Source organism: Myxococcales bacterium, assembly GCA_016720545.1.
Classification (GTDB): Bacteria; Myxococcota_A; Polyangia; order Polyangiales; family Polyangiaceae; genus JAAFHV01.
Genome location: JADKKK010000034.1, coordinates 403,971 through 423,692 on the forward strand (window position 1 = coordinate 403,971; position 19,722 = coordinate 423,692).

Annotated in this window: 18 protein-coding genes; 13 read left to right on the top strand and 5 right to left on the bottom strand. The window is 72.4% G+C overall.

Annotated features, from left to right (window positions below):
* Positions 1-74: 74 nt before the first annotated feature.
* From tatB to IPQ09_28370, 3 genes are read left to right on the top strand one after another with little or no spacing between them, the layout of a single operon-like run.
* Positions 75-746, top strand: a complete 672-nt coding sequence (tatB, locus tag IPQ09_28360; protein MBL0198063.1) for a twin-arginine translocase subunit TatB — start codon at positions 75-77, stop codon at positions 744-746.
* Positions 743-1,567: a twin-arginine translocase subunit TatC gene (tatC, locus tag IPQ09_28365; GenBank protein ID MBL0198064.1), complete on the top strand. Its 825-nt coding sequence runs from the start codon at positions 743-745 to the stop codon at positions 1,565-1,567. The genes tatB and tatC overlap by 4 nt, the downstream gene beginning before the upstream one ends.
* Entirely contained in the window at positions 1,564-2,499 is a 936-nt protein-coding gene (locus tag IPQ09_28370) for an MBL fold metallo-hydrolase (protein ID MBL0198065.1), read from the top strand. Before tatC ends, IPQ09_28370 begins: the two co-directional genes overlap by 4 nt.
* Positions 2,500-2,532: 33 nt before the next feature.
* Here IPQ09_28370 and IPQ09_28375 read toward each other — a convergent pair whose 3' ends face one another.
* Positions 2,533-3,840, bottom strand: a complete 1,308-nt coding sequence (locus IPQ09_28375) for a hypothetical protein (GenBank protein ID MBL0198066.1) — start codon at positions 3,838-3,840, stop codon at positions 2,533-2,535.
* Between the two features lie 89 nt (positions 3,841-3,929).
* Entirely contained in the window at positions 3,930-4,139 is a 210-nt protein-coding gene (locus tag IPQ09_28380; protein ID MBL0198067.1) for a hypothetical protein, read from the bottom strand.
* Positions 4,140-4,454: 315 nt separating this feature from the next.
* Here IPQ09_28380 and IPQ09_28385 point away from each other — a divergent pair, with 315 nt between their 5' ends.
* A complete protein-coding gene (locus IPQ09_28385; GenBank protein MBL0198068.1) occupies positions 4,455-6,041 on the top strand; it encodes a VCBS repeat-containing protein in 1,587 nt (528 codons plus the stop codon).
* 54 nt (positions 6,042-6,095) lie between these two features.
* Here the strand turns inward: IPQ09_28385 and IPQ09_28390 are convergent, their stop codons facing one another.
* The gene (locus tag IPQ09_28390; protein ID MBL0198069.1) at positions 6,096-7,796 is read right to left on the bottom strand and encodes an ABC-F family ATP-binding cassette domain-containing protein; all 1,701 of its coding nucleotides are present in this window, start codon (positions 7,794-7,796) and stop codon (positions 6,096-6,098) included.
* 186 nt (positions 7,797-7,982) lie between these two features.
* Between IPQ09_28390 and IPQ09_28395 the strand changes: the two genes are divergently transcribed.
* The 9 genes from IPQ09_28395 to IPQ09_28435 all read left to right on the top strand — a co-directional run bounded on the left by IPQ09_28395 (position 7,983) and on the right by IPQ09_28435 (position 18,373).
* The gene (locus tag IPQ09_28395; GenBank protein ID MBL0198070.1) at positions 7,983-8,735 is read left to right on the top strand and encodes an energy transducer TonB; all 753 of its coding nucleotides are present in this window, start codon (positions 7,983-7,985) and stop codon (positions 8,733-8,735) included.
* Positions 8,736-8,823: 88 nt separating this feature from the next.
* Positions 8,824-9,501 (top strand): MotA/TolQ/ExbB proton channel family protein, encoded by a 678-nt coding sequence (locus IPQ09_28400; protein MBL0198071.1) that lies wholly within the window; start codon positions 8,824-8,826, stop codon positions 9,499-9,501.
* A 110-nt stretch (positions 9,502-9,611) separates the two neighbouring features.
* A complete protein-coding gene (locus IPQ09_28405) occupies positions 9,612-9,992 on the top strand; it encodes a biopolymer transporter ExbD (protein MBL0198072.1) in 381 nt (126 codons plus the stop codon).
* Complete coding sequence (locus IPQ09_28410; protein ID MBL0198073.1) at positions 9,992-10,417, top strand: biopolymer transporter ExbD; 426 nt, start codon at positions 9,992-9,994, stop codon at positions 10,415-10,417. Before IPQ09_28405 ends, IPQ09_28410 begins: the two co-directional genes overlap by 1 nt.
* Positions 10,418-10,440: 23 nt before the next feature.
* Positions 10,441-13,314 carry a TonB-dependent receptor gene (locus tag IPQ09_28415; protein MBL0198074.1) on the top strand — a complete coding sequence of 958 codons (2,874 nt, stop codon included), beginning with the start codon at positions 10,441-10,443 and terminating at the stop codon, positions 13,312-13,314.
* A 105-nt stretch (positions 13,315-13,419) separates the two neighbouring features.
* Complete coding sequence (locus IPQ09_28420; protein MBL0198075.1) at positions 13,420-14,859, top strand: T9SS C-terminal target domain-containing protein; 1,440 nt, start codon at positions 13,420-13,422, stop codon at positions 14,857-14,859.
* A 66-nt stretch (positions 14,860-14,925) separates the two neighbouring features.
* The gene (locus IPQ09_28425; GenBank protein MBL0198076.1) at positions 14,926-15,855 is read left to right on the top strand and encodes a hypothetical protein; all 930 of its coding nucleotides are present in this window, start codon (positions 14,926-14,928) and stop codon (positions 15,853-15,855) included.
* Positions 15,852-17,249: a hypothetical protein gene (locus IPQ09_28430; GenBank protein ID MBL0198077.1), complete on the top strand. Its 1,398-nt coding sequence runs from the start codon at positions 15,852-15,854 to the stop codon at positions 17,247-17,249. The genes IPQ09_28425 and IPQ09_28430 overlap by 4 nt, the downstream gene beginning before the upstream one ends.
* Positions 17,246-18,373: a glycosyltransferase family 4 protein gene (locus IPQ09_28435; GenBank protein MBL0198078.1), complete on the top strand. Its 1,128-nt coding sequence runs from the start codon at positions 17,246-17,248 to the stop codon at positions 18,371-18,373. Before IPQ09_28430 ends, IPQ09_28435 begins: the two co-directional genes overlap by 4 nt.
* Here the strand turns inward: IPQ09_28435 and IPQ09_28440 are convergent.
* Both IPQ09_28440 and IPQ09_28445 read right to left on the bottom strand, forming a co-directional pair.
* On the bottom strand, positions 18,334-19,017 hold the full coding sequence (locus tag IPQ09_28440; protein MBL0198079.1) for a hypothetical protein: 684 nt from the start codon (positions 19,015-19,017) through the stop codon (positions 18,334-18,336). The two genes, IPQ09_28435 and IPQ09_28440, sit on opposite strands and share 40 nt — an antisense overlap.
* The gene (locus IPQ09_28445; GenBank protein MBL0198080.1) at positions 19,014-19,712 is read right to left on the bottom strand and encodes an ATP-binding protein; all 699 of its coding nucleotides are present in this window, start codon (positions 19,710-19,712) and stop codon (positions 19,014-19,016) included. The genes IPQ09_28440 and IPQ09_28445 overlap by 4 nt, the downstream gene beginning before the upstream one ends.
* Positions 19,713-19,722 lie beyond the last annotated feature (10 nt).

The window sequence follows — 19,722 nt, forward strand, 5'->3', positions numbered from 1 at the left end:
CCCGCGCGCTCGCACTTCGCGTGCTTCGCGCACTTCGCGGAGGCGCCGGCTGGGCGTGTGCTAGTGTCCACCCCGTGTTTGGGATGGGCTTCGGCGAGCTCGTGGTGCTCGTGATCGTGGCGATTGTCGTCGTCGGTCCGAAAGACTTGCCCAAAATGCTCCGAAAGCTCGGGCAGTGGTCCGGGAAGATCCGGCGCATGGCCGGCGATCTGCGCGCACAGAGCGGCATCGACGACGTGCTCCACGCCGAAGGCCTCGGCCAGGACATCGCCGAAATCCGTAAGCTCGCCCGCGGTGAGCTCGACAGCGTGGCGCGCAGCATGCGCCTCGACGACCAGCCCGGCGCCGGCTCCGGCGCGGCGCCCCCGGCCTCGCACGACGCCGATCTCACCTCGGGCTACGTCGCCGAGGAGCGCGAGCACCCGCAGGTCGGCCCCGACGGGTTCGACGCGATGCCCGACACCTCGTTCGTCTACGGCGGCAGCTTCCCGCGCTCCGCCCTCGATCGCGATCCGCTCTACCGAACGGGCGCGGTCGACGGCGTCGTGCCCGACGATCCGCCCGAGCCCGAGGACACGAGCGGCCTCGACACCGACGTGGCGACGGCCCCGGAGCCCACGGCCACGTCGCCGAGCGCTCCCGGGGCCACCTCGCCGAGCCCCGCCGTCGCCGCCCCCGTAACGGCCGTGACCGACGCGACCAGCCAGAGCCCCGCGACCGAAGCGCCGGGCACGGGAGCCCCATGAGCGACGGCGACGAGCTCACCCACGTCGAGCCCGAGGCCGACGTCCACATGACGATCTGGGAGCACGTCGCCGAGTTCCGCTCGCGCGTCATCAAGGCGGCCCTGGGCACGCTCTTCGGCGCCTCGATCTGCTGGGCCTACAAAGAGCACCTGCTCTTCCTCCTCGAGCGGCCCTACTACAAGGTCTGGGCAGAGCACTTCCCGGGTACCAAGCTCGAGCTCCAGACCCTCGCGCCGGCGGACGCCTTTGTAAACTACATGCAGCTCGCCATGACGGGCGGCGTGCTCATCGGCGCCCCGGTGATCTTCTACCAGCTGTGGGCCTTCGTGAGCCCGGGCCTCTACGCGAAGGAGAAGCGGTACATCGTGCCGTTCGTCTTCTTCTCCACGGGGCTCTTCCTGTCGGGCGTGGCGTTCGCCTACTTCGTCGCGTTCCCGTTCACGTTCAACTACTTCTTCTCGCTCCTGGGCAAGGTCGACGACGGCGGCAACATGCTGCTCGTTTCGCGGCCAACCATGGAATATTACTTGGATTTCACCACCCGAATGCTGCTCGCGTTCGGCTTCGTGTTCGAGCTCCCGCTCTTCATCACGTTCCTCGCGATCGCGGGCATCGTGACCCCACAGCAGCTCGTGAAGTTCAGCCGCTGGGCGATCCTCTGCTCGTTCATCGCCGGCGCCATCGTCACACCTGGACCCGAGGTGACCAGCCAGATCGCGGTGAGCGGCGCGCTCTGCCTCTTGTACTTCATCTCGGTGGGGGTGGCCTTCCTCGTGGCCCCGAAGCCCCGCGACGACGACGCGAAGGAGAAGAGCTCATGAAACACGCGCGCGCCACCATCGACTGCGAGGCCCGGGCGTCCGGATTTGCGGCGGCTTACCTTCGGACCGCCGGCGACGAGTGCGCGTTCGTGGAGTGCTACACGAACGCCGCTGTGCCGGTGCTCCTCGAGACCCTCGCGGCCGCGGGCCGGCGCCCGGAAGACGTGCGCTACGTCGTGGTCACCCACGCGCACCTCGACCACGCGGGCGGCGCGAGCGGCCTCATGGCGGCGTGCCCGAACGCGACGCTCCTCGCGCACCCGCGGGCGGCGCGGCACCTCATCGATCCGGCGAAGCTCGTCGCCAGCGCGAAGCACGTGTACGGCGAGGCGCGCTTCACGGAGCTCTACGGCGTGATCGCGCCCATCCCGGAGGCGCGCGTGCGCGTGATGGAAGACGGCGCGACCTTCACGCTCGGCGACGCGACGCTCACGACGCTCCACACCGCGGGCCACGCGAAGCACCACTTCGTGGTGCACGATCCCGCCACGAGCACCGTGTACACGGGCGACACCTTCGGCCTCGTGTACCCGCACCTCCAGCGCGCGGGCACCTTCGCGTTCGCCTCCACGACGCCCACCGACTTCGACGCCGCGGAGGCGCTGAAGAGCCTCGACCGCGTGCTCGCCCTCGGCGAGCCTTCGGTGTGCCCCACCCACTACGGCGAGGCCCGCGACGTGCACCGCATCGCCGATCAGGTGCGCCGCTTCGTCGAGCTCTCCGAACAGTGGGTCGCCCAAGCCGCGGCGACCGCGGCGCCCCTGAGCGAGCTCACCGGTACGATCCAAGCCAGGCTGCGCGAGGCGCTCGACACCGCGGCGCGCCGGGTGGGGCTCTCGCTCGGCCCGAGCGACTGGGCGGCCCTCGAGCTCGACGTCACGCTGAACGCCCAGGGCCTCGCGTTCGTGGCCGACAAGCGCCGCGCTGGCTGAGCTGCGGCCACACCACACACCTGCAACCGCACACTACGGATCGTCGCCCGGCTGCAGCCGCTCGCCGAACACGAGCATCCCGAGCGCGACCGCGGCGGCGACGAGCCCGAGCGCCGCGACGGCCGCGGCCAACCCCGCGGACGCGCCGCTCTCAGACGCGCTCGATGAGGGCAGCGCGCGCAGGGCGAACCCGAACCAGGTCGGCACGAGCGCCCACAGCGCGACGGCCAGCGCCCCGAACCTCCGTGGGGCGCGGGTCGCGAACGCCGCGACACCGAGCGCCGCGACGAGGGAGTGCCCGAAGGCGAGCACGAGCTGCGCGAGTGCGCCGGCGGGCGCGAGCGGCACGGCGCGGAGCACGGTTCCGGCCGCGAGCACGGCGAGCCCCACGCCAAAGAGGTGCGCCGAGCGCGCGCGCACCGGGGTGGTCACGAGGACCGCGGCGAGCCCGGCGGACGCGGCGATGGACACGAGCGTCTCGAGGCCGCGGAAGAGCGAGCCGCTGGGCAGCGCGCGCGGGTAGTACGGGAGGGCCGAGACGATCGACACGATGAGGTGCGCCCCCATGAGCGCCGCCAGAAGCCCGGGGTCGAGCGGCGCCGCGCCGACGACCCGCGAGCCGGGTCCGCCGCGGTAGGGATCGCCGGCCGGGCCCGCGGTGAGCTCGAGCCGCTCGTCGGTCTGGAGGTGCGCGCGCGGCCCCATCCAGAGGAGCGCTCCGCACAACACCGCCGCCACCCCAAAGGGCGCGGCCCCGAGCCCAAATCCCCAAGAGACGCCGAGGTTCGCGCGCACCATCGCGAACGCCGACGACGCGAAGGCCACCACGTCGACCACCGCGTAGCCCGCCGCCGCCGCCGCCGCGACCCGGCGGAACCGGGCGCCGGTCGAGGGGATCGCCTCGAGCATCACCGCGACCGGCGCGACGCGGAACACGCCCGAGCCGAACGCCACGAGGGCGTAACCCCACACGCCGACCACCACGCACGCGACGCAGCCCGCGGCCGCCATGAGCGCCCCGATGAGCCCGGTGAGCCGTGGGCCGAGGGCGAACGCGAGCACGCCGCCCACGAGCACGCCGAGCGCCGTGAAGAAGGCCGCGGCCGTGTAGACGCTGGCGAAGGGCACGCCGTCGCGCACCGTGAGCTCGTAGAGCGACGCCCGGGTGCCGTAGTAGGCGAACCGCTCGGCGCCCATGGCCACCACGGCGAGCGCCAAGGCGCCGAACGCGGCGACGGCGAGCGCTGGCACGCCGGCGCCGCTCGGACCACGCGAGAAGGCGCCGTTGGGGTCGTGGGGGGGCGGCGGCGCGGGATAGCCCGGCGGCGGCGTGTACTGCATGGATCCGTCGTACCCGGACTCGGCCCGCCCGTCCCGCGCGATGAGATGCGGGATGAGAGCTGGGATGTGAACGACGAAGAGGGACGCGCTCAACGCCGCCCGGCGCACGACGGGTAACCCTTCGGCCGGGTGCCCGACGCGCCGCTCGTCCACCACCGCAGGCGGAGGGAGTCGCCGAGCTCGACGGGGCGCGGACGCCGCGACAGGACGGGGACGGGGTCGACGTCGCGTCCGCGGAGGATCCACTCCGGCAGATCGAGGGTGGAGTCGAGAGAGACGTGCGAAGGATCGTTCTTCATGCGAGGTCCTTCGCAGGCATCGTGCCGCCCACGAGAAACGCGCATGCCTGCGTCTCTCCTCATGAATTCGCGACAACGCGGGTGGCGCTCCGCGTCCTGGTCGTCCACGCCTCGTTCCGTGACGGGTGCGCGGCGCGGCCACGTCGTACACTGCGGCCATGTCCGTCACGACGCGCGCCAAGCGCCCGACCCGCACACGCTCACCGCGCGCGACCCTCGCGCTCACGCTCGCGCTGTGTGCGGTGGGCGTGCTCGGCGAGGGCTGCGGCAAGACCGCGGGGGGCGATCCGCTCACGCCGGGGACCGAGGCAGACGGTGGTGGCGGTGGCGGCGGTGGCGGCGGTGGCGGCGGTGGCGGTGGCGGTGGCGGCGGTGGCGGCGGTGGCGGCGGTGGGGACCCTCCCGCCCGTGGCCGCGTGCAACGCCGGCACCGGAGGCACCGCTGCGGTCGCCGCCCCGACCAAGAGGCTCGCGCTCGGGGACGCGGACGCGGACGACGGCTGGCTCGGATCGCCAGCGGTCGTGGACCTCGACGGAGACGGGAAGCTCGAGGTGGTCGCCGCGCGCGGCGCGCGCGTGGTCGTGTGGGGCGCGGACGGCTCTCCCAAGTGGACCGCGCCCGCGGGCGCCGGGCGGATCTGGGCGAGCCCCGTCGTCGGGAATTTTGCGGGCGACGCCGCGCTCGAGGTCGCGGTCGCGGCGCGCGACAAGGTGTACGTCTTCGACGCGAAGGGCGCGCCCGTGAAGGGCTTCCCCGTCACGTTCGCCGACGAGCTCCGCTCGATCGCCGCGGGCGATCTCGACGGCGACGGGAAGCTCGAGATCGTGGCGGCCGCAGGCAGGAGCCGCCCCTCCGACGTGGTGGCCGCGTGGCACGGCGACGGCGCTCCCGTGGCCGGCTTCCCCCCCAACGCCGCGGGCGCCAGCGGGTGCACGCCGGCCGCCCCCGCGCCCTGCTACCTCGCGGGCGCCTACGATCAGAACCTCGCGCTCGGCGATCTCGACGGCGACGGCAAGCACGACGTCGTCGTCCCGCACGACAACGCATACGCGAGCTTCCACAAGGGCACGGGCGCCGCCTTCGACTCCGCGCCCGACTTCAAGGGCAGCCGCAAGACCCCGGGCGTGCGGTACCTGCACGACCTCGCGGAGGCGCGGCAGGGCTACTCGGAGAAGGAGGCGACGTCGCTCCAGGCGCACTTCACGAACACCGCGCCCGCGATCGCGGATCTCGACGGCGACGGGAAGTACGAGATCGTGATCCTCGGCAGCGTGCAGAACGCCGCGCAGTCGAACCGCAAGCAGGGCGTCGGTCTGTGGGTCGTGCGCGCCGACGCGTCGCGCCCGCCCGGGTGGGAGGCGCCGCTGCACGTCCCGGCGTACCTCGACGGCCTCGAGGACCTCGGGGGCAACCTGATCGCGGCGACCAACCAAGCGACCGTGGCGGACATCTCTCCGGCGGAGAAGGGCCCCGAGCTGCTCTTCGCGGGCTTCGACGGGAAGATCCACGCGGTGTCGGCGGCGCGAAAGGAGCTCTGGGCGACCGCCTTCACGGCGGAGAAGGGCGTGCTCACCGGCGGCGTGGTGGTGGCCGATCTCTCCGGAGACGGCGCGCCGGAGGTCGTGTTCGCGACCTACGGCCCCGCCGGTAAGGGCGCGCTGTTCGTGCTCGGCCCCGGCGGAGCGAAGCTCCACGAGGTGAAGCTCCCCGGACGCGGCTCGATGGCCGTACCCACCATCGCGGATCTGGACGGGGACGGGGCGCTCGAGATCTTGGTCTCGCTCAAAGACGCGGACGGGAAGGCCGCGGTCCTCGTGTTCGCAGTGCCTGGCTCGCAGACCAACTGCATGCTCTGGCCTACGGGCCGGGGCAACCTGCTCCGCAATGGCTGGGCGCGCTGACGGCGCGCGGCGCGCCGCTCGAACGCGGCCTCGCACCGACGGCGTCGACGGTGGTCAGGGCGGGGGCGCGCGGCGCGACGCCGGCCTCGCGGGCTTCGCGGCCCGCTCGTCCTCGCGCTTCTGCTCGCGGTAGGCCTCCCAGTTCCCCGAGTAGAGCTGCGTCTTTCCGTTGCCCTCGAAGGCGAGGATGGACGTCGCCACGCGGTCGAGGAACCACCGGTCGTGGGACACGACGAGCACGCACCCGGGCCAGCTCTCGATGAGGTCTTCGAGCGCGCCCAGCGTGTCCATGTCGAGGTCGTTCGTCGGCTCGTCGAGCAGGAGCACGTTCGCCCCCGACTTCAGGGAGAGCGCGAGCGCGACGCGCGCCCGCTCCCCGCCGGAGAGCGCCGACACCTTGCGCCGGAGCGCGGCGCCGTTGAAGAGGAAGAGCTCCAGATAGGCGCGCATGCCCATCTCGCGATCCCCGAGGATCACCGTGCCGCCGCCCGTGCGGTCGGAGTCCTCGCGCTCGGCGACGTTGTCGAGCACCGACCAGTCGTCGCGGAGCGTGGTGCGGGCCTGGTCGAAATAGGCGATCTTGGTCTGCAGTCCGCGCACCAAGGTGCCCGAGGTGGGCTCGAGCTCGCCCGTGACGAGCCGCAGGAGGGTGGTCTTCCCTGCCCCGTTCGGCCCGACGATGCCGACCCGCGCCCCCTTCACCAGGCGCATCGTGAGCGAGTCGATGAGCCGGCGGCCACCGAGGTCGAGCCGCACGTCCACGAGGTCGAGGATGGTCTTTCCGAGCCTCGCGGCGCCGCCCTCGAGCCCCGCGAGATCGACCTCTCCGCGCACGCGCAGCCCCTCGGCCCCGATGGCGGTCTCGGCGCGCTGGATGCGCGCCTTCTGCTTCGTGGAGCGCGCCTTCGGGCCGCGCCGCAGCCACTCGATCTCACGGCGAAGGAAATTCTGGCGGTTCGACTCGACGCGCTCGGCCTGCGCGAACCGCTCGGCCTTCTGCTCGAGGAAGTCCACGAACGCGCCGACGCTGTCGTTGCGCTTCGTGTACTCGGTGAGGACGCCGTTCTCGAGGTCGAGGACCCGCGTCGCGATCTTCTCGAGCACGTAGCGGTCGTGCGTGACGAGCAGCACGGCGCCGGGGAACTCTCGGACGAGGTGGTCCTCGAGCCAAGCGATCGTGTCGGCGTCGAGGTGATTCGTGGGCTCGTCGAAGATCGCGAGCTCGGGCTTCGCGACGAGGATGCGCGCGAGCGCCACGCGCCGCCGCTCGCCGCCGCTCATGGTGCCGACCGGTCGGTCGACGTCGGTCACGCCGAGGTGGAGCAAGATCTCATCGACCTCGTGGTCGCGCGACCAGCCGCCGAGCCGCTCGACGTCCTCCGCCAGCGACGCCTGCTCATCCATCAGCGCCGCCGTCACCTCGCCCTCACCGAGCCTGTGCGACACCTCGTCGTAGCGTGACTTCGCCGCGTGCCAGAGCACCAGCCCCTCGCGGGCGATCTCGCGCGGGGTGCGCTCGGGATCGAGCACGGGCTCCTGCGGCAGGTAGAGGATCGTCGCGTCGCGGCGACGATCGATCGAGCCGGTGTCGAGCGGCTCGATCCCCGCCAGCACGCGGAGAAGCGTCGATTTGCCGGTGCCATTCGGCCCGAGCAGCGCCACCTTCTCGCCGCGGCGGATCGTGAACGTCGCCTGGTCGAAGAGGGGGCGGAGCCCGTAGGCCTTGGTGATCGCGTGCGCGGAGAGGACGGGCATCGCGCGCATCCGTAGCAGAGTGCGCCGGGCGACGTGCGCGGATCGACGCGCGCTCTGCGACGAGACGGTGACGGTCGCGACGTCCACGTGACCGCGACGCGAAGGCCCGCCAACGTCTCGTGGCGCGCGCGCGATGGTCTCGAAGGGTTCACCGTTTCGTCAAATTCGGTCCTTAGAGGGTTCGGCGTGTCACTCGCCGCACTCGAGCACGATCGCCTCCACGACTTCTCCGCCCGCCGGCTGCTCGTCGGGTACGCGTCCGCTGGCGTCGTGCTCGCGACGGTCGCCGTCCTGGGCGTGGTCTTTGGGAAAGAGATCAAACGCAAGGCGCTCGAGGAGGCGGTGCCCGTCGTGTTCGCGCCCCAGAAGCCGCCGACGCGACCGGCGCCCGCGAAGGTGGAGACCCCGAGGCCGCCCGCCCCAAAGGCCAAGTCGAGCCCCCCGCCCCTTGGGCGCCCGGCGACCCTCGCGCCGCGCGAGACGCCGACCGAGGCCCCGAAGCAGGGTGATCCCACCGCCCCGCTGCCCGCGGCCGAGGGTGTCGTCGGCGGCAGCCTCGACGGCGTCGTGGGCGGCACCGGGACCGGCGGCCCCGCGGCCGGCGCGCAGAGGCCCTCGGCGCCACCTGCGCCTACGCCTCCGCCAGCGCCCATGGCCCAGACGACCGAGAACGTCGCCGCGCCTCGCGTGCTCGCCCGCGCGCTCCCCACCTTCCCCGAGGCCGCGCGCCGCGCCGGCGTGCAGGCCACCGTCCGCGTGCGCTACGTCGTGCGCGAGGACGGGAGCGTCACCGACGTGGTCATCGTGCGAGGGCACCCGCTGCTCGACGCCGAGGTGGTGCGCGCGGTGTCGGCGTGGCGCTTCTCTCCCGCCATGCTCGACGGCCGCCCGGCGCGCGTCGTCCGGTTCGCCAACTTGCCATTCCGCCCGCGACTCTAGTGGGCATTCCTTCTTCGTCGACCCCGCCCACCCCCGACCAACTGCCCATCACGACTCCGTCTCCGCGCCTGCCAGGAGGAGTATCCCCATGAACCTCAATCCATTCCACATCTGGGCCTCGATGGGCCCCCTCAGCAAGTTCATCGCGGCGGTGCTCCTCGCCATGGCGGCCACGACCATCGCCATCGCCGTGGAGCGATGGCTCGCCCTCGCGCGCGGGTCGCGCGCGACGCGCACCTTCATGAAGACCGCGCTGCCCATCCTGGAGCGCGGACAGTTCGAGGGTCTCGCCGAGATCGCCCCCGCACACACCCACTCCCCCTTCGCCCGCCTCATAGGGCCCACGCTGAGCAAGCTTGGGTCCAAGCGGGGCACCGTCGACGCCGTCGAGCTCGTACGGCGCGAGTCCGAGCGGCAGAAGGAGGCCGTGAGCGGCGAGCTTCGGCGCGGTCTCTCGGTGCTCGCGAGCATCGGCTCCGTGGCGCCGTTCGTCGGCCTCCTGGGCACTGTCGTGGGCATCATCTCGGCGTTTCAGGGTATCGCCGCCACGGGCTCTGGCGGCCTCGGCGCCGTGTCCGCGGGCATCGCCGAGGCGCTCGTGGAGACCGCGCTCGGCCTCCTCGTCGCCATCCCCTCGGTGCTCCTCTTCAACCAATTGAACGCGTCGATCACGATCCTCGAGGGCACGCTCTCCCGCGCGACCGGCGAGCTCCTGGACGACCTCGAGAACCGGCGCGTCGACGCCTCGCTCGAGGCGGCAGAGTGAGCGCCCCCGCGAGCGCGCCCCGCGCGCCCCGCGCACAGCCCCGTCGGCCTTCGCGCGTGCCCAAGACGCGCCCCACGCGCGTCCCGACCGGAGCCACGGTGCTGCCCGAGATCAACGTCACGCCGCTCGTCGACGTCGTGCTCGTGCTGCTCATCGTGTTCATGGTCATCGCACCGCAGCTCGAGCACGGTGAGCGCGTCGAGCTCCCGAGCGTGGCCCGGCCCGACGACGCGCAGAAGACCGCCTCGGTCGACCCGGTGACGCTCACGCTCGCCGCGAGCGGCGCGCTCTACCTCGAGAGGGAGCCCGTCACGCCGGACGCGCTCGCGGCGCGCCTGACCGAGCTGCACGCGGTGGCGCCGGACCGCAAGGTCGTGCTGAAGGCCGACGCGACGGCGCCGTACGGCAAGGTCCGCGCGCTCTTCGCGCGGGTGCAGCGCACGGGCTTCCCGGGCTGCGCGCTGCTGGTGGAGAAGCAGGAGAAGGGCTGATGGCCATCACGCTCGAGTCAGGCCCTCGCAAGTCGCGGGGCGCGACGCCGCAAATGAACGTGACGCCGCTCGTCGACGTCGTCCTCGTGCTGCTCATCGTGTTCATGGTCATCGCGCCCCTGCTGTCGAAGAAGTTCAGCCTCGCCCTCCCGAAGCAGGCGGAGGCGAGCGCCGCGCAGAGCGCCGACGTGCCCGTCGTGCTCACAGTTGCGGCGGACGGCGCGGTGCGACTCAACCGTGAGGAGGTCGCCGCCGCCGAGCTCGGCGCGCGCGTCGAGCGGGTGCTCGCGGCCCGCGCAGACAAGACCGTGTACTTCGACGCCGACGACGGCGCGCCCTTCGGGGTGGCGGTGCGCACCATGGACGTGGCGCGCGCGCACGGCGCGATCACGGTCTCCATCCTCACGGCGAAGGCGGACGAGTAGCGGCCTCACGGCCAGGAGCCCTCATGCAACCCCCCGGACCCCAGGAGCGGCGCCGCGCGCGTCGACAGGTGACGTGCGTCCTGTACACGGCCCTCACGGCGCTCGGCGCCTCCGGGGCCAGCCCCGCGGCCGCCGAGGCAGCGGAGCCGCCCGGCATCGCTCCGTCGCCGAGCGCGACCGTGACCCTTCGCGGTCGCGTGACCAGCCGGGAAGACCACACGCCGCTCCCCGGCGCCGAGGTGAGCGTAATCGCGGCGGGCGGCGACGGCCAACGGCTCGCGGTGGCGACCGACGAGGACGGCGCCTTCGCGCTCGCCCTGCCTCCCGGCGCCCACACGCTCCGGGTCGTGGCCGACCTCCACAAGCCCGCGCGGGTGCGCAACGTCCGCGTGCTCAGCGGCCGCGTCACCACGCTGAGCGTCGCGCTCGAGCCCGACGCGGACGCCATCGAGGACCTCGCCGCGGTGGAGTACGAGCCCGACCGGAACAGCGCCGCCGGCCAGGTGGCGCTTCGTCGAAACGCCGCGGGGGCGACCGACACCGTCGGCGCCCAGGACATCGCCCGGTCGCCCGATCGCTCCGCGGCAGACGCCGTGAAGCGCGTCGTCGGCGCGAGCGTGGTGGACGGTCGCACGATCGTCATCCGCGGCCTCGGCGATCGCTACACGAGCTCGCTCGTGGACGGCCTGCCGATGCCGTCCACCGACCCCGATCGCACCGCGGTGCCGCTCGACATGTTCCCCTCACTCGTCCTGTCCGACCTGTCGATCAAGAAGACGTATACTCCCGATCTTCCAGGGCAATTTGCCGGCGGTATCCTCGACATCCGAATGCGGAGGGCGCCCGAGAGGTTCACGTTCCTCGCGTCACTCGGCGTCGGCCTCAACGGCGAGACCACCTTCGCGCGGCGACCGTCGTACGCGGGCGGCTCACTCGACTGGCTCGGCGTAGACGACGGCACACGGCGGCTGCCGGCGGGCCTCCCGCGGGAGCGCATCACGCGGCTGCGCCCGGACGGGACCGTCGACCCGAACCTGACCGACTACGGCCGCGCGCTGTCCTCCCCCATCGGCCTGACCGAGACGGTCTCGCTGCCGAGCGGCACCGGCAGCCTGCTCGTGGGCGACACGCGCAAGCTCGGCGGACATAGCCTCGGCTACATCGCGGCGCTCGGGTACTCCCGCCGATTCCAGCGCCGCACGGGCGAGCTCTTGCGCACCTACGGCCTCGACCCGTCGCGCCCCGGCGAGCTCGTCCGCCTGAACGACTACCGCGTGGACAGCGGCACCGACGCGGTCACCATCTCCAGCTACGCCGGGCTCGAGTGGCGCCCCTCGCCCGCCCACACGCTGACGCTGAGCGGCCTGCTCTCGCGCAGCTCCGAGGCCGAGGCGCGGCGTATCACCGGCTTCAACGACGAGCAGCAGGCCGACGTGCGCGACGAGCGGCAGCGCTTTCTCCAGCGGCAGCTCATGTACGGGCAGCTCCGCGGTGAGCACCGCATCGAGTCGCTCCGAAGGGCCGAGCTTGGCTGGAGCCTCGGCTACGGACGCGCGACCTCCGGCGAGCCCGACCTCCGCGAGTCGGTGTACGTAGCCGACGCCGCGCAGGGCCTCTCGTTCCGCGAGGGCACGCAGAGCGGCCAGCACTTCTTCGCGAACCAGGGGGAGACCACCCGCACCCTGGGGCTCACCTACAAGCAGCCCATCCGCGACGGCGAGCGGCCGGTGCGGCTCGAGCTCGGAGGCCTCGCGTCGCTCCGGGGCCGCAGCTTCGAGGCGCGCCGATTCCGCTTCCTCCGCGCTCGCGACGCGCGCCCGGAGGTCTTCCGGAGGTCCCCGGCCGAGCTGTTCACGCCCGACAACGTGGGCACCGCCCTCGAGCTCGAGGAGTGGACGCGGCCCACCGACCTCTACGCCGCGCGGTACGACGTCGTGGGCGGCCACCTGATGGCCGACGTGGCGCTCCACGAGCGCGTACGCGTCGTGGTGGGGCAGCGGCTCGAGCGCGCGGTGCAGTCGATCGACTCCTTCGATCCGTTCGCGGCGGAGTCCACCGAGCGCGTGACGTCGCGCCTCGAGCGCGTGGACGCCCTCCCCTCGGCGAACCTCACCTTGAAGACCTCGGAGCGCACGAACCTGCGACTCGCCGTCTCGCGCACGGTGTCGCGCCCCCAGCTGCGCGAGCTCGCGCCGTTCATCTTCAGCGACTTCTTCGGCGCTCGCGAGATCCTCGGCAATCCCGACCTCGATCGCGCGCGGATCGTCAATCTGGACGCGCGCGCCGAGCTCTTCCCCGGCGACGCCCAGGTGCTCTCGGCGTCGTTCTTCTACAAGAGCTTCACGGCGCCCATCGAGCCCATCATCTTGCCCACGAGCCGCGGCGTGCTGAGCTACGCGAACGCGCGCGGCGCGGTCAACGCGGGCGTGGAGCTCGAGGCGCGGCGGTCGCTCGGGTTCGTGCACAAGTCGCTCTCCGAGCTGTCATTTCTCGGGAACCTCACCCTCGTGCACTCTCGCGTAGAGCTCTCGCCCTCGGCGGGCATCCAGACCTCGCAGTCGCGCGCACTCGCCGGGCAGTCACCCTACGTCGTGAATCTGGCGCTCGACTGGGAACACCCGGTCACAAGGACGCGCGCGCGGCTCCTCTACAACGTGTACGGGGCGCGGATATCCCAGGTAGGGCAGAACGGGCTCCCCGACGTCTTTGAGCAGCCCCGCCACCTGGTCGACGCGAGCGTGGGCCAAGGAGTCGGCGAGCACGTCGAGCTGAAGCTGACGCTCGAGAACCTCATGAACTCCCCGGTCCGCTTCAGCCAAGGCGAGTCGGGCGCGTTCCTCACGAGTCGATACCTGACGGGCACCAACGCGTGGCTGACTGCCAGTTACAAATACTGAATGTCGCGGACAGTTCGTGAGAGCGAACGAAGACCGTCACCGAAGGTCGGCACATTCCTGCCCACGAACTCCACACCATCACCCGTGAAGAAGATAGGCAATCCCATGAGCTCCCGCACGTTCCTCCGGACCTCCCTCTTTGGGCCCCTCGTCGGCCTCGCGCTCCCCCTCGCCGTTTGCTTCACCGCGTGCTCCGACGACGGCTCGCTCAGCGTCGACGCCAAGCGGACCGCCGCGACCTCCCCCACGGGCAACCCGCCCTCGAGCGGCGCCGCCGCACCGAAGGCGCTAGAAGTGCTGAAGGGCGACATCAAGACGGCGATGAACCTGACCGCCGCCAAGGAGTACCTGCTCCAAGGCCTCGTGGTGGTGAAGACGGGCACGACCCTGACCATCGAGAAGGGCACGACGCTGAAGGGTGACGCGCGGAGCAAGGCCATCCTCCTCGTCGAGGCGGGCGCGAAGCTCATCGCGGAGGGCACGGAGGACGAGCCCATCGTCTTCACGAGCCAGGCCGCTCCGCAAGATCGCCGCGCCGGCGACTGGGGCGGGCTCGTGCTGCTCGGCAACGCGCCCGTGAACATGCCGGGCGGCAAGGGGAACGTCGAGGGGATCCTCACCACGGTGCAGGGCACGCAGTTCGGCGGCACCGATCCTGACGACTCGAGCGGCGTGCTTCGCTATGTCCGGGTCGAGTACGCGGGTGTCGTCCTCGCGCAGGACAACGAGGTAAACGGCGTCACGTTCGCGGGCGTGGGGCGGGGCACGAGGGTCGACCACGTTCAGGTGCGGCAGGCGCTCGACGACTGCTTCGAGTTCTTCGGCGGCACCGTCGACGCAAAGTACCTCGCCTGCCAGGGCAACGAGGACGACGGCTTCGACTGGGACAACGGGTACTCGGGGCGCCTCCAGTTTCTCGTGCTGCAGCAGTCGCCGGGCCACGTGGGCGAGGACAACGGCATCGAAGGCGACAACGACGCCCAGGGCTCGGCCAACCTGCCGCTCTCGAGCCCCACGATCTTCAACGCCTCTCTGTTCGGCAAGAACGCGGACGTCGACAACGCCCAGTACGGGCTGCTCCTGCGGCGGAACACTCGGGCGACCCTACGCAACGTCCTGGTGAGCGGGTTCGAGGCCTCGCTCGACGTGCGCGACGTGTCGACGCACGCCGGCGTGACCGAGGGGGCGCTCACCCTCACGAACAGCCTCTTCTGGAACGCCAGGAACACTGCGGTGCTCGACAACATCGCCTACCCGGAGAAGGGCGCCACTCCTCCCAACAAGGACAACGACGGCGCGCTCTCCGAGGTCGACTGGGTGAAGGCGACCGCGCACAAGAATCTCTTCAGCGTCGACCCCAAGACCGACCGCGCGTTCGACCTCGAGAAGCCCGTCTTCGGACCCGCGAGCCCGCTCGTGGAGACCGCCGCGACGCCACCCAAAGACGGCTTCTTCGACCCGTCGGCCGCTTACGTGGGAGCCTTCAAGGACCAGAGCGACGACTGGGCGACGCGGGGTCGCTGGGCGGTCTGGTCGTCGAGGTAGCTCGCGCGCGGTGGTGGCGCGCCGGGCGGTCGTGATTCACGGCCCCGGTCGTGCTACGTCCGCTGCGTGCCGCGCGCCTACCTCACGGTCACCATCGACACGGAGTGCGACAAGGGCCCAGGGTGGCGCGTCGAAAAGCCCGCGGCGTTCGCCGGCGTCACCGACGGCGTCGCGCGGCGCCTCGAGCCGCTCTTCCAGAGCTTCGGCGCGAGGGGCACCTACCTCGTGTCGGGCGAGGTCCTGGAGGACCCCGCTTCGGTCGAGGTGTTGCTCGCGGCGAAGGCCGACCTCGGCGCCCACCTGCACGGCGAGACCGTGGCGCCCGACGCGTATCTTCCGGATATTACGTCACAATTTCAACGCGATCTCCCCGAGCCTGTAGAGCGCGCCAAGCTCACGTCGCTGACGGCGGGCTTCTCCGCGGCGTTCGGCCGCCCGCCCCTCGCGTTCCGCGCCGGGCGGTTCGGCGTGGGTCGCCACACGCTGCGCATTCTCTCCGAGCTCGGCTACGCGGTGGAGTCGAGCGTGACGCCGCACATGGACTGGGCCTCGAGCGGGGCGCCCGGGCTCGCGTTCCCCGACGCGCCGACGCAGCCGTACCACCCCGCGTGGGAGGAGCCGGGCCGCGTCGGCGAGTGCCCGCTCTGGGAGGTGCCGATCACCATCCGGCGGCGGTGGGCGAACGCCTTGCCGGTGCTCGGGAGGCACCTCGAGCCCCGCTGGCTTCGGCCCACGCACATGTCGGGTCGGGCGCTCGTGGGGCTCGCCGAAGACGAGCTCCGCGACGCCGCGAAGAGGCCTGGGCCGCGGCTCCCGCCGGTGCTCACGTGCATGTTCCACAACGTGGAGATCGTGCCCGGCAAGAGCCCGTACGCCACCTCCGAGGGCGCCGCTCGACGCATCCTCGGCAACCTCGCAGAGCTGCTCGCGTTCGCGCAGCGCGAGGAGATCCGTGTCGTCGGCCTCTCGGATCTCCCCGAGGTGCTCGCGCCGTGAGCGACACGCCGCCGCCGAGCGCGACGACCGAGGGGCCAGCAGCCGATGCAGCCGAGCCGAGGGCGACGACCGCGGCGATCGCGACCGCGTCGCCGCACAAGAAGAGCCTGGCGCGCACCTCGCTCCTCCTCTTGCCCGCGCAGATCGTGTTTCGCGGCGGCGAGGCGGTGTTCCCCTGGCTCCTCTCGACGTGGTTCGGGAGATCCCACGCGACCGACGTGTACACGTTCGCGTGGGCGATCTTCACCTTCGCCGGCTCGCTCGTGTTCTCCGCGTACCAGGACTCCGCGCTCGTGCCGATGCTCGCCGAGATCCGCGAGCGGCACCCCGAGCAGCTCCCGCGCTTCCGCGGGGCGCTCCTCGCGCACACGGTCGTCTATGGAAGCGGGCTCGCCTTGCTCGTGGCGGTCGTCGCGGCCGCGTACTTCACGGTCATCTACTCGGGGCACGACCGGGCGATGGCCGAGCTCATGGTGCCGGCGTTCCTCGTGTACCTGTTGGCTTTGTCGCTGAAGACGTTCTTCGGCGCGCAGCTGAACGCCGAGCACCGCTATTTCGCGCTGCCCATCGCGAGCGCGTGCGGCACGGCGGTGGCGGTGGGCTCGCTCGCATTCTTGCGGTCCTCGGGCCCGGTGGTCATTCCGTACGCGCAGCTCGCGGGCGAGCTCGTCACGCTCACGCTGCTCGGCTCCTTCGCGCGCGGGCTCGGCTTCGAGTGGACGCTCACTCGGCCTCCCGCGCTCGTGCGAGCCGGTCGACTCATCGCCTCCGAGGTGTTCGGCGCGGCGGTGACGCGCGTCAACCCCTCCGTCGACCAGCTCTTCGCGGGGCTCGTGGGCGTGGCGGGCGGCGGGACGCTGCTCCGGCTCACGGGCGACGTCGGATCGCTTCCGACCTCCATTCTCCAAGCGGCGATGCTCTCGGTGCTGCTCTCGCACCTCTCGGACGACGCCGCGCGCAGGCACTACGCGTCGTTCCGCGCGAAGACCTGGGGCGCGCTGCGCGTGACGCTCGCGTCGCTCGCGGCGTCGTGCCTCGCGCTCCATTTCGCCCGGCGCCCGCTCCTCGAGCTCGTGTTCCTCCATGGCGCGATGGACGCGGGCGGCGTGACCACCCTGGGCGACGTGCTCCCCTACTACCTGCTCGGGGTGCCCGCGTTCGGCGCGCTGCTCGTCCTCGTGCGGGCGCACGTGGCCGCGCAGAACAGCCGCATCATGGTAAAGATCGGCGTCCTGAACGCGGCGCTCAATTTCCTCGGCAACGCCGTCCTCGGCAAGCTCTACGGCCTCGCCGGGCTCGCCCTCTCCACGAGCCTCGTGCACGCGGTGGTCGCTGCGCTGCTGTACGTCTTGCTGCGCAAGCACCTCCAGGAGATCGAGGCGGACCACCCATGAGCCGCGAGCTCCGCGTGGTGCACGTGGTCTGCGCCGGCGAGGTCGGCGGCGCCGAGCGCATGCTCATCGACCTCGTGGGGTCGCCCGCCGAGCGGCACCATGTAGCCCTGTTCTCGCCGAGCGCGACGCTGCGCGCGTTCCTGCGTGAGCACGGGGTCCTCGTGACCGATCGCGGACCGGTGACCGAGGGCGTGACCGCCACCCTCGCGCGTGCTGTCGGGCGCTCCGACGTCGCGTGGCTCGGCGCGCTGCTCGCGCGCGACCGGGCCGACGTGGTCCATCTGCACACCTTCGGCTCGCAGGTGCTGGGCACGCGCGCGGCGCTCGCGGCGCGGCCACGCCGCGCGATCGTGCGCACCGAGCACTCCACACGCGTCTTCGACGACCCGAGCTGCTGGCCGTTCGCGCGCTGGTCGCTGCCACGCGCCGACGTGTCGTGCGCCGTGAGCCACGCCGTCCGAGCCGAAGCGCAGAGGCGGGATCCGCAGCGCGCGGCGCGCATGCGCGTCGTGCCCAACGGCGTCGACCTCGGCGCGTTCTCACCGCTGCCTACGCGCCCAGGGCTGCGCGAGGTCGGCTCGCCCCGCGCCGCCGTCGTGGGCAGGCTCGAGCCGCGCAAGGGCGTCGACATCGTGCTCCACGCGCTCGCTCGCGTGCCCGATCTCGACCTCGACGTGTGCGGCGACGGCCCGGACGCGCCGGCCCTCCGCGCGCTCGCGCGACGGCTCGGCCTCCTCGGCCGCGTGCGCTTCCTGGGCCAGGTGGCCGACGTGCCGTCGGCGCTGCGCGACGTGGACGTGGTGGTCTCCGGCGCCCGAAAAGAGGGCCTGGGCCTCGCGCTGCTCGAGGCGATGGCGGTAGGGCGCGTCGTCGTGGCGACGGCGGTGGGGGGCGTGCCCGAGTTCCTGGTCGATGGGCGCACGGGGTTCCTCGCGCCATCCGAAGACCCGACCGCCCTCGCCGGCGCGCTCCGCAAGGCGCTCGCGCAGACGACCGAGGCGCGCGACGCCCTCGTGGCGCGGGCGCGAACGTGTGTGGTCGACACCTACTCGCGCGACGCGATGCGCGCGGGCTACTCGCGCGCCTACCGCGACGCCTTGGCGCGCTCGCACGCCTCCAAGTAGCGGCTCTGCTCGACGCACGAGGAGAGGTCCTCTCCGCATTGCGCGCGCTTCGTGCAACCGCTCGCGCGACGCGAGGTTTCTTCGGCCGCGCCGGTCTCGGCGGAGCAGGCCCGCTGGGGGGCCTTGCTCCCCGCGACGCACTCCGCGAGCCGTCGCGAGGCGCGGCTCGCGGCGACGTGAAGCCGTGAGCACGCGTGATCGCGGCACGTGGGAGCTGGGGCGCTCCTCGGCCACTTGGGGGCCGCACGGAGGCACTCCGCGTAAGCGCCCCGGCGCGACGCGGACAGCCGATTCCAAGTGAGGGAGCAGCGGAGCGCCGGCGGCGTGACCTCGTCGCACGACCACCAAGAGAAGCGGGCGCACTCAGGCACGTCGACGTGGTCGATGGTGTCTCCGTCGAAGCCGAGGGAATCCTCCGCCGCCTTCGGGTCCGGGGCGCCGCTCGCGCCGGCGTCCTCTGGCGCCGAGGGGGCGGCCGGCGCAGCGAGCGGCTCTGCGGCGGTGGGGCGACTCGACGCGTCCGGCGGGAGAGGAGCGCTCGAGGCGGGCGCGAGGCCCTCGCTCGGCCGGACGACAGCCGGCGCGCAGGCAGCGAGCACCGCCACGAGCGACAGGAACCTGGTGCGATCGACCGCGAGGCTCATGGACTCTCCGAACTGCGGGGGCGCCGGGCGCGGCGGGGCGGCGCGCTCCGTACCGTCGCGGTGAGCTCGCCCACCTCAAGGTTCGGCCCGAGGGGCAGCGACACGGTCACGCAGGAGCGCCCCTCTTTGCATGCATACCGCACGGTTCCACGGTGCGCGCGAACGAGGCGGGTCACGAGCCACAGACCCACGCCGAAGCCCTGCACACGCGCGCGACGCTCCTCGCGTACGAAGCGCTCCGGCGGCCGTCGGGGGCCGGCCCAGGACCCGACGTTGTCGATCGTGAGGCGCGCCCGCCCGCGGGTGGCGCGCAGCCTGACGCCCACGGGCTCGCCGCCCGCGTACTTCATGGCGTTGCTGAGCAGCTCACCGAGCACCGTGTGGAGGTACCCGACGTCGTACCGACCGCGGAGCGCGCCGGCCCGCCCGAGCTCCACGTCGGCGCCGCGGCGCCCGGCGAGCTCCGGCGCGAGCACGCGCGCCACGAGCTCCACGAGGTCGATCTCCTCGAGCCTCAATGCGACCGGCTCACGCGGCGCGGCGATCAACCGGAGCTCCCGCGCGAAGCCCGCGAGCCCGGCGACGCCGTCTCGCAGCGCGGCCTCCGGGGCGCCGTTCAGCGCGAGGGTCAGCCGCTCCAGGCGCGCGGCCGCTCTCGCGAACAGCGCGTCGGACGCGCGCAGCCTTGCGCGCATGCGGGCCACC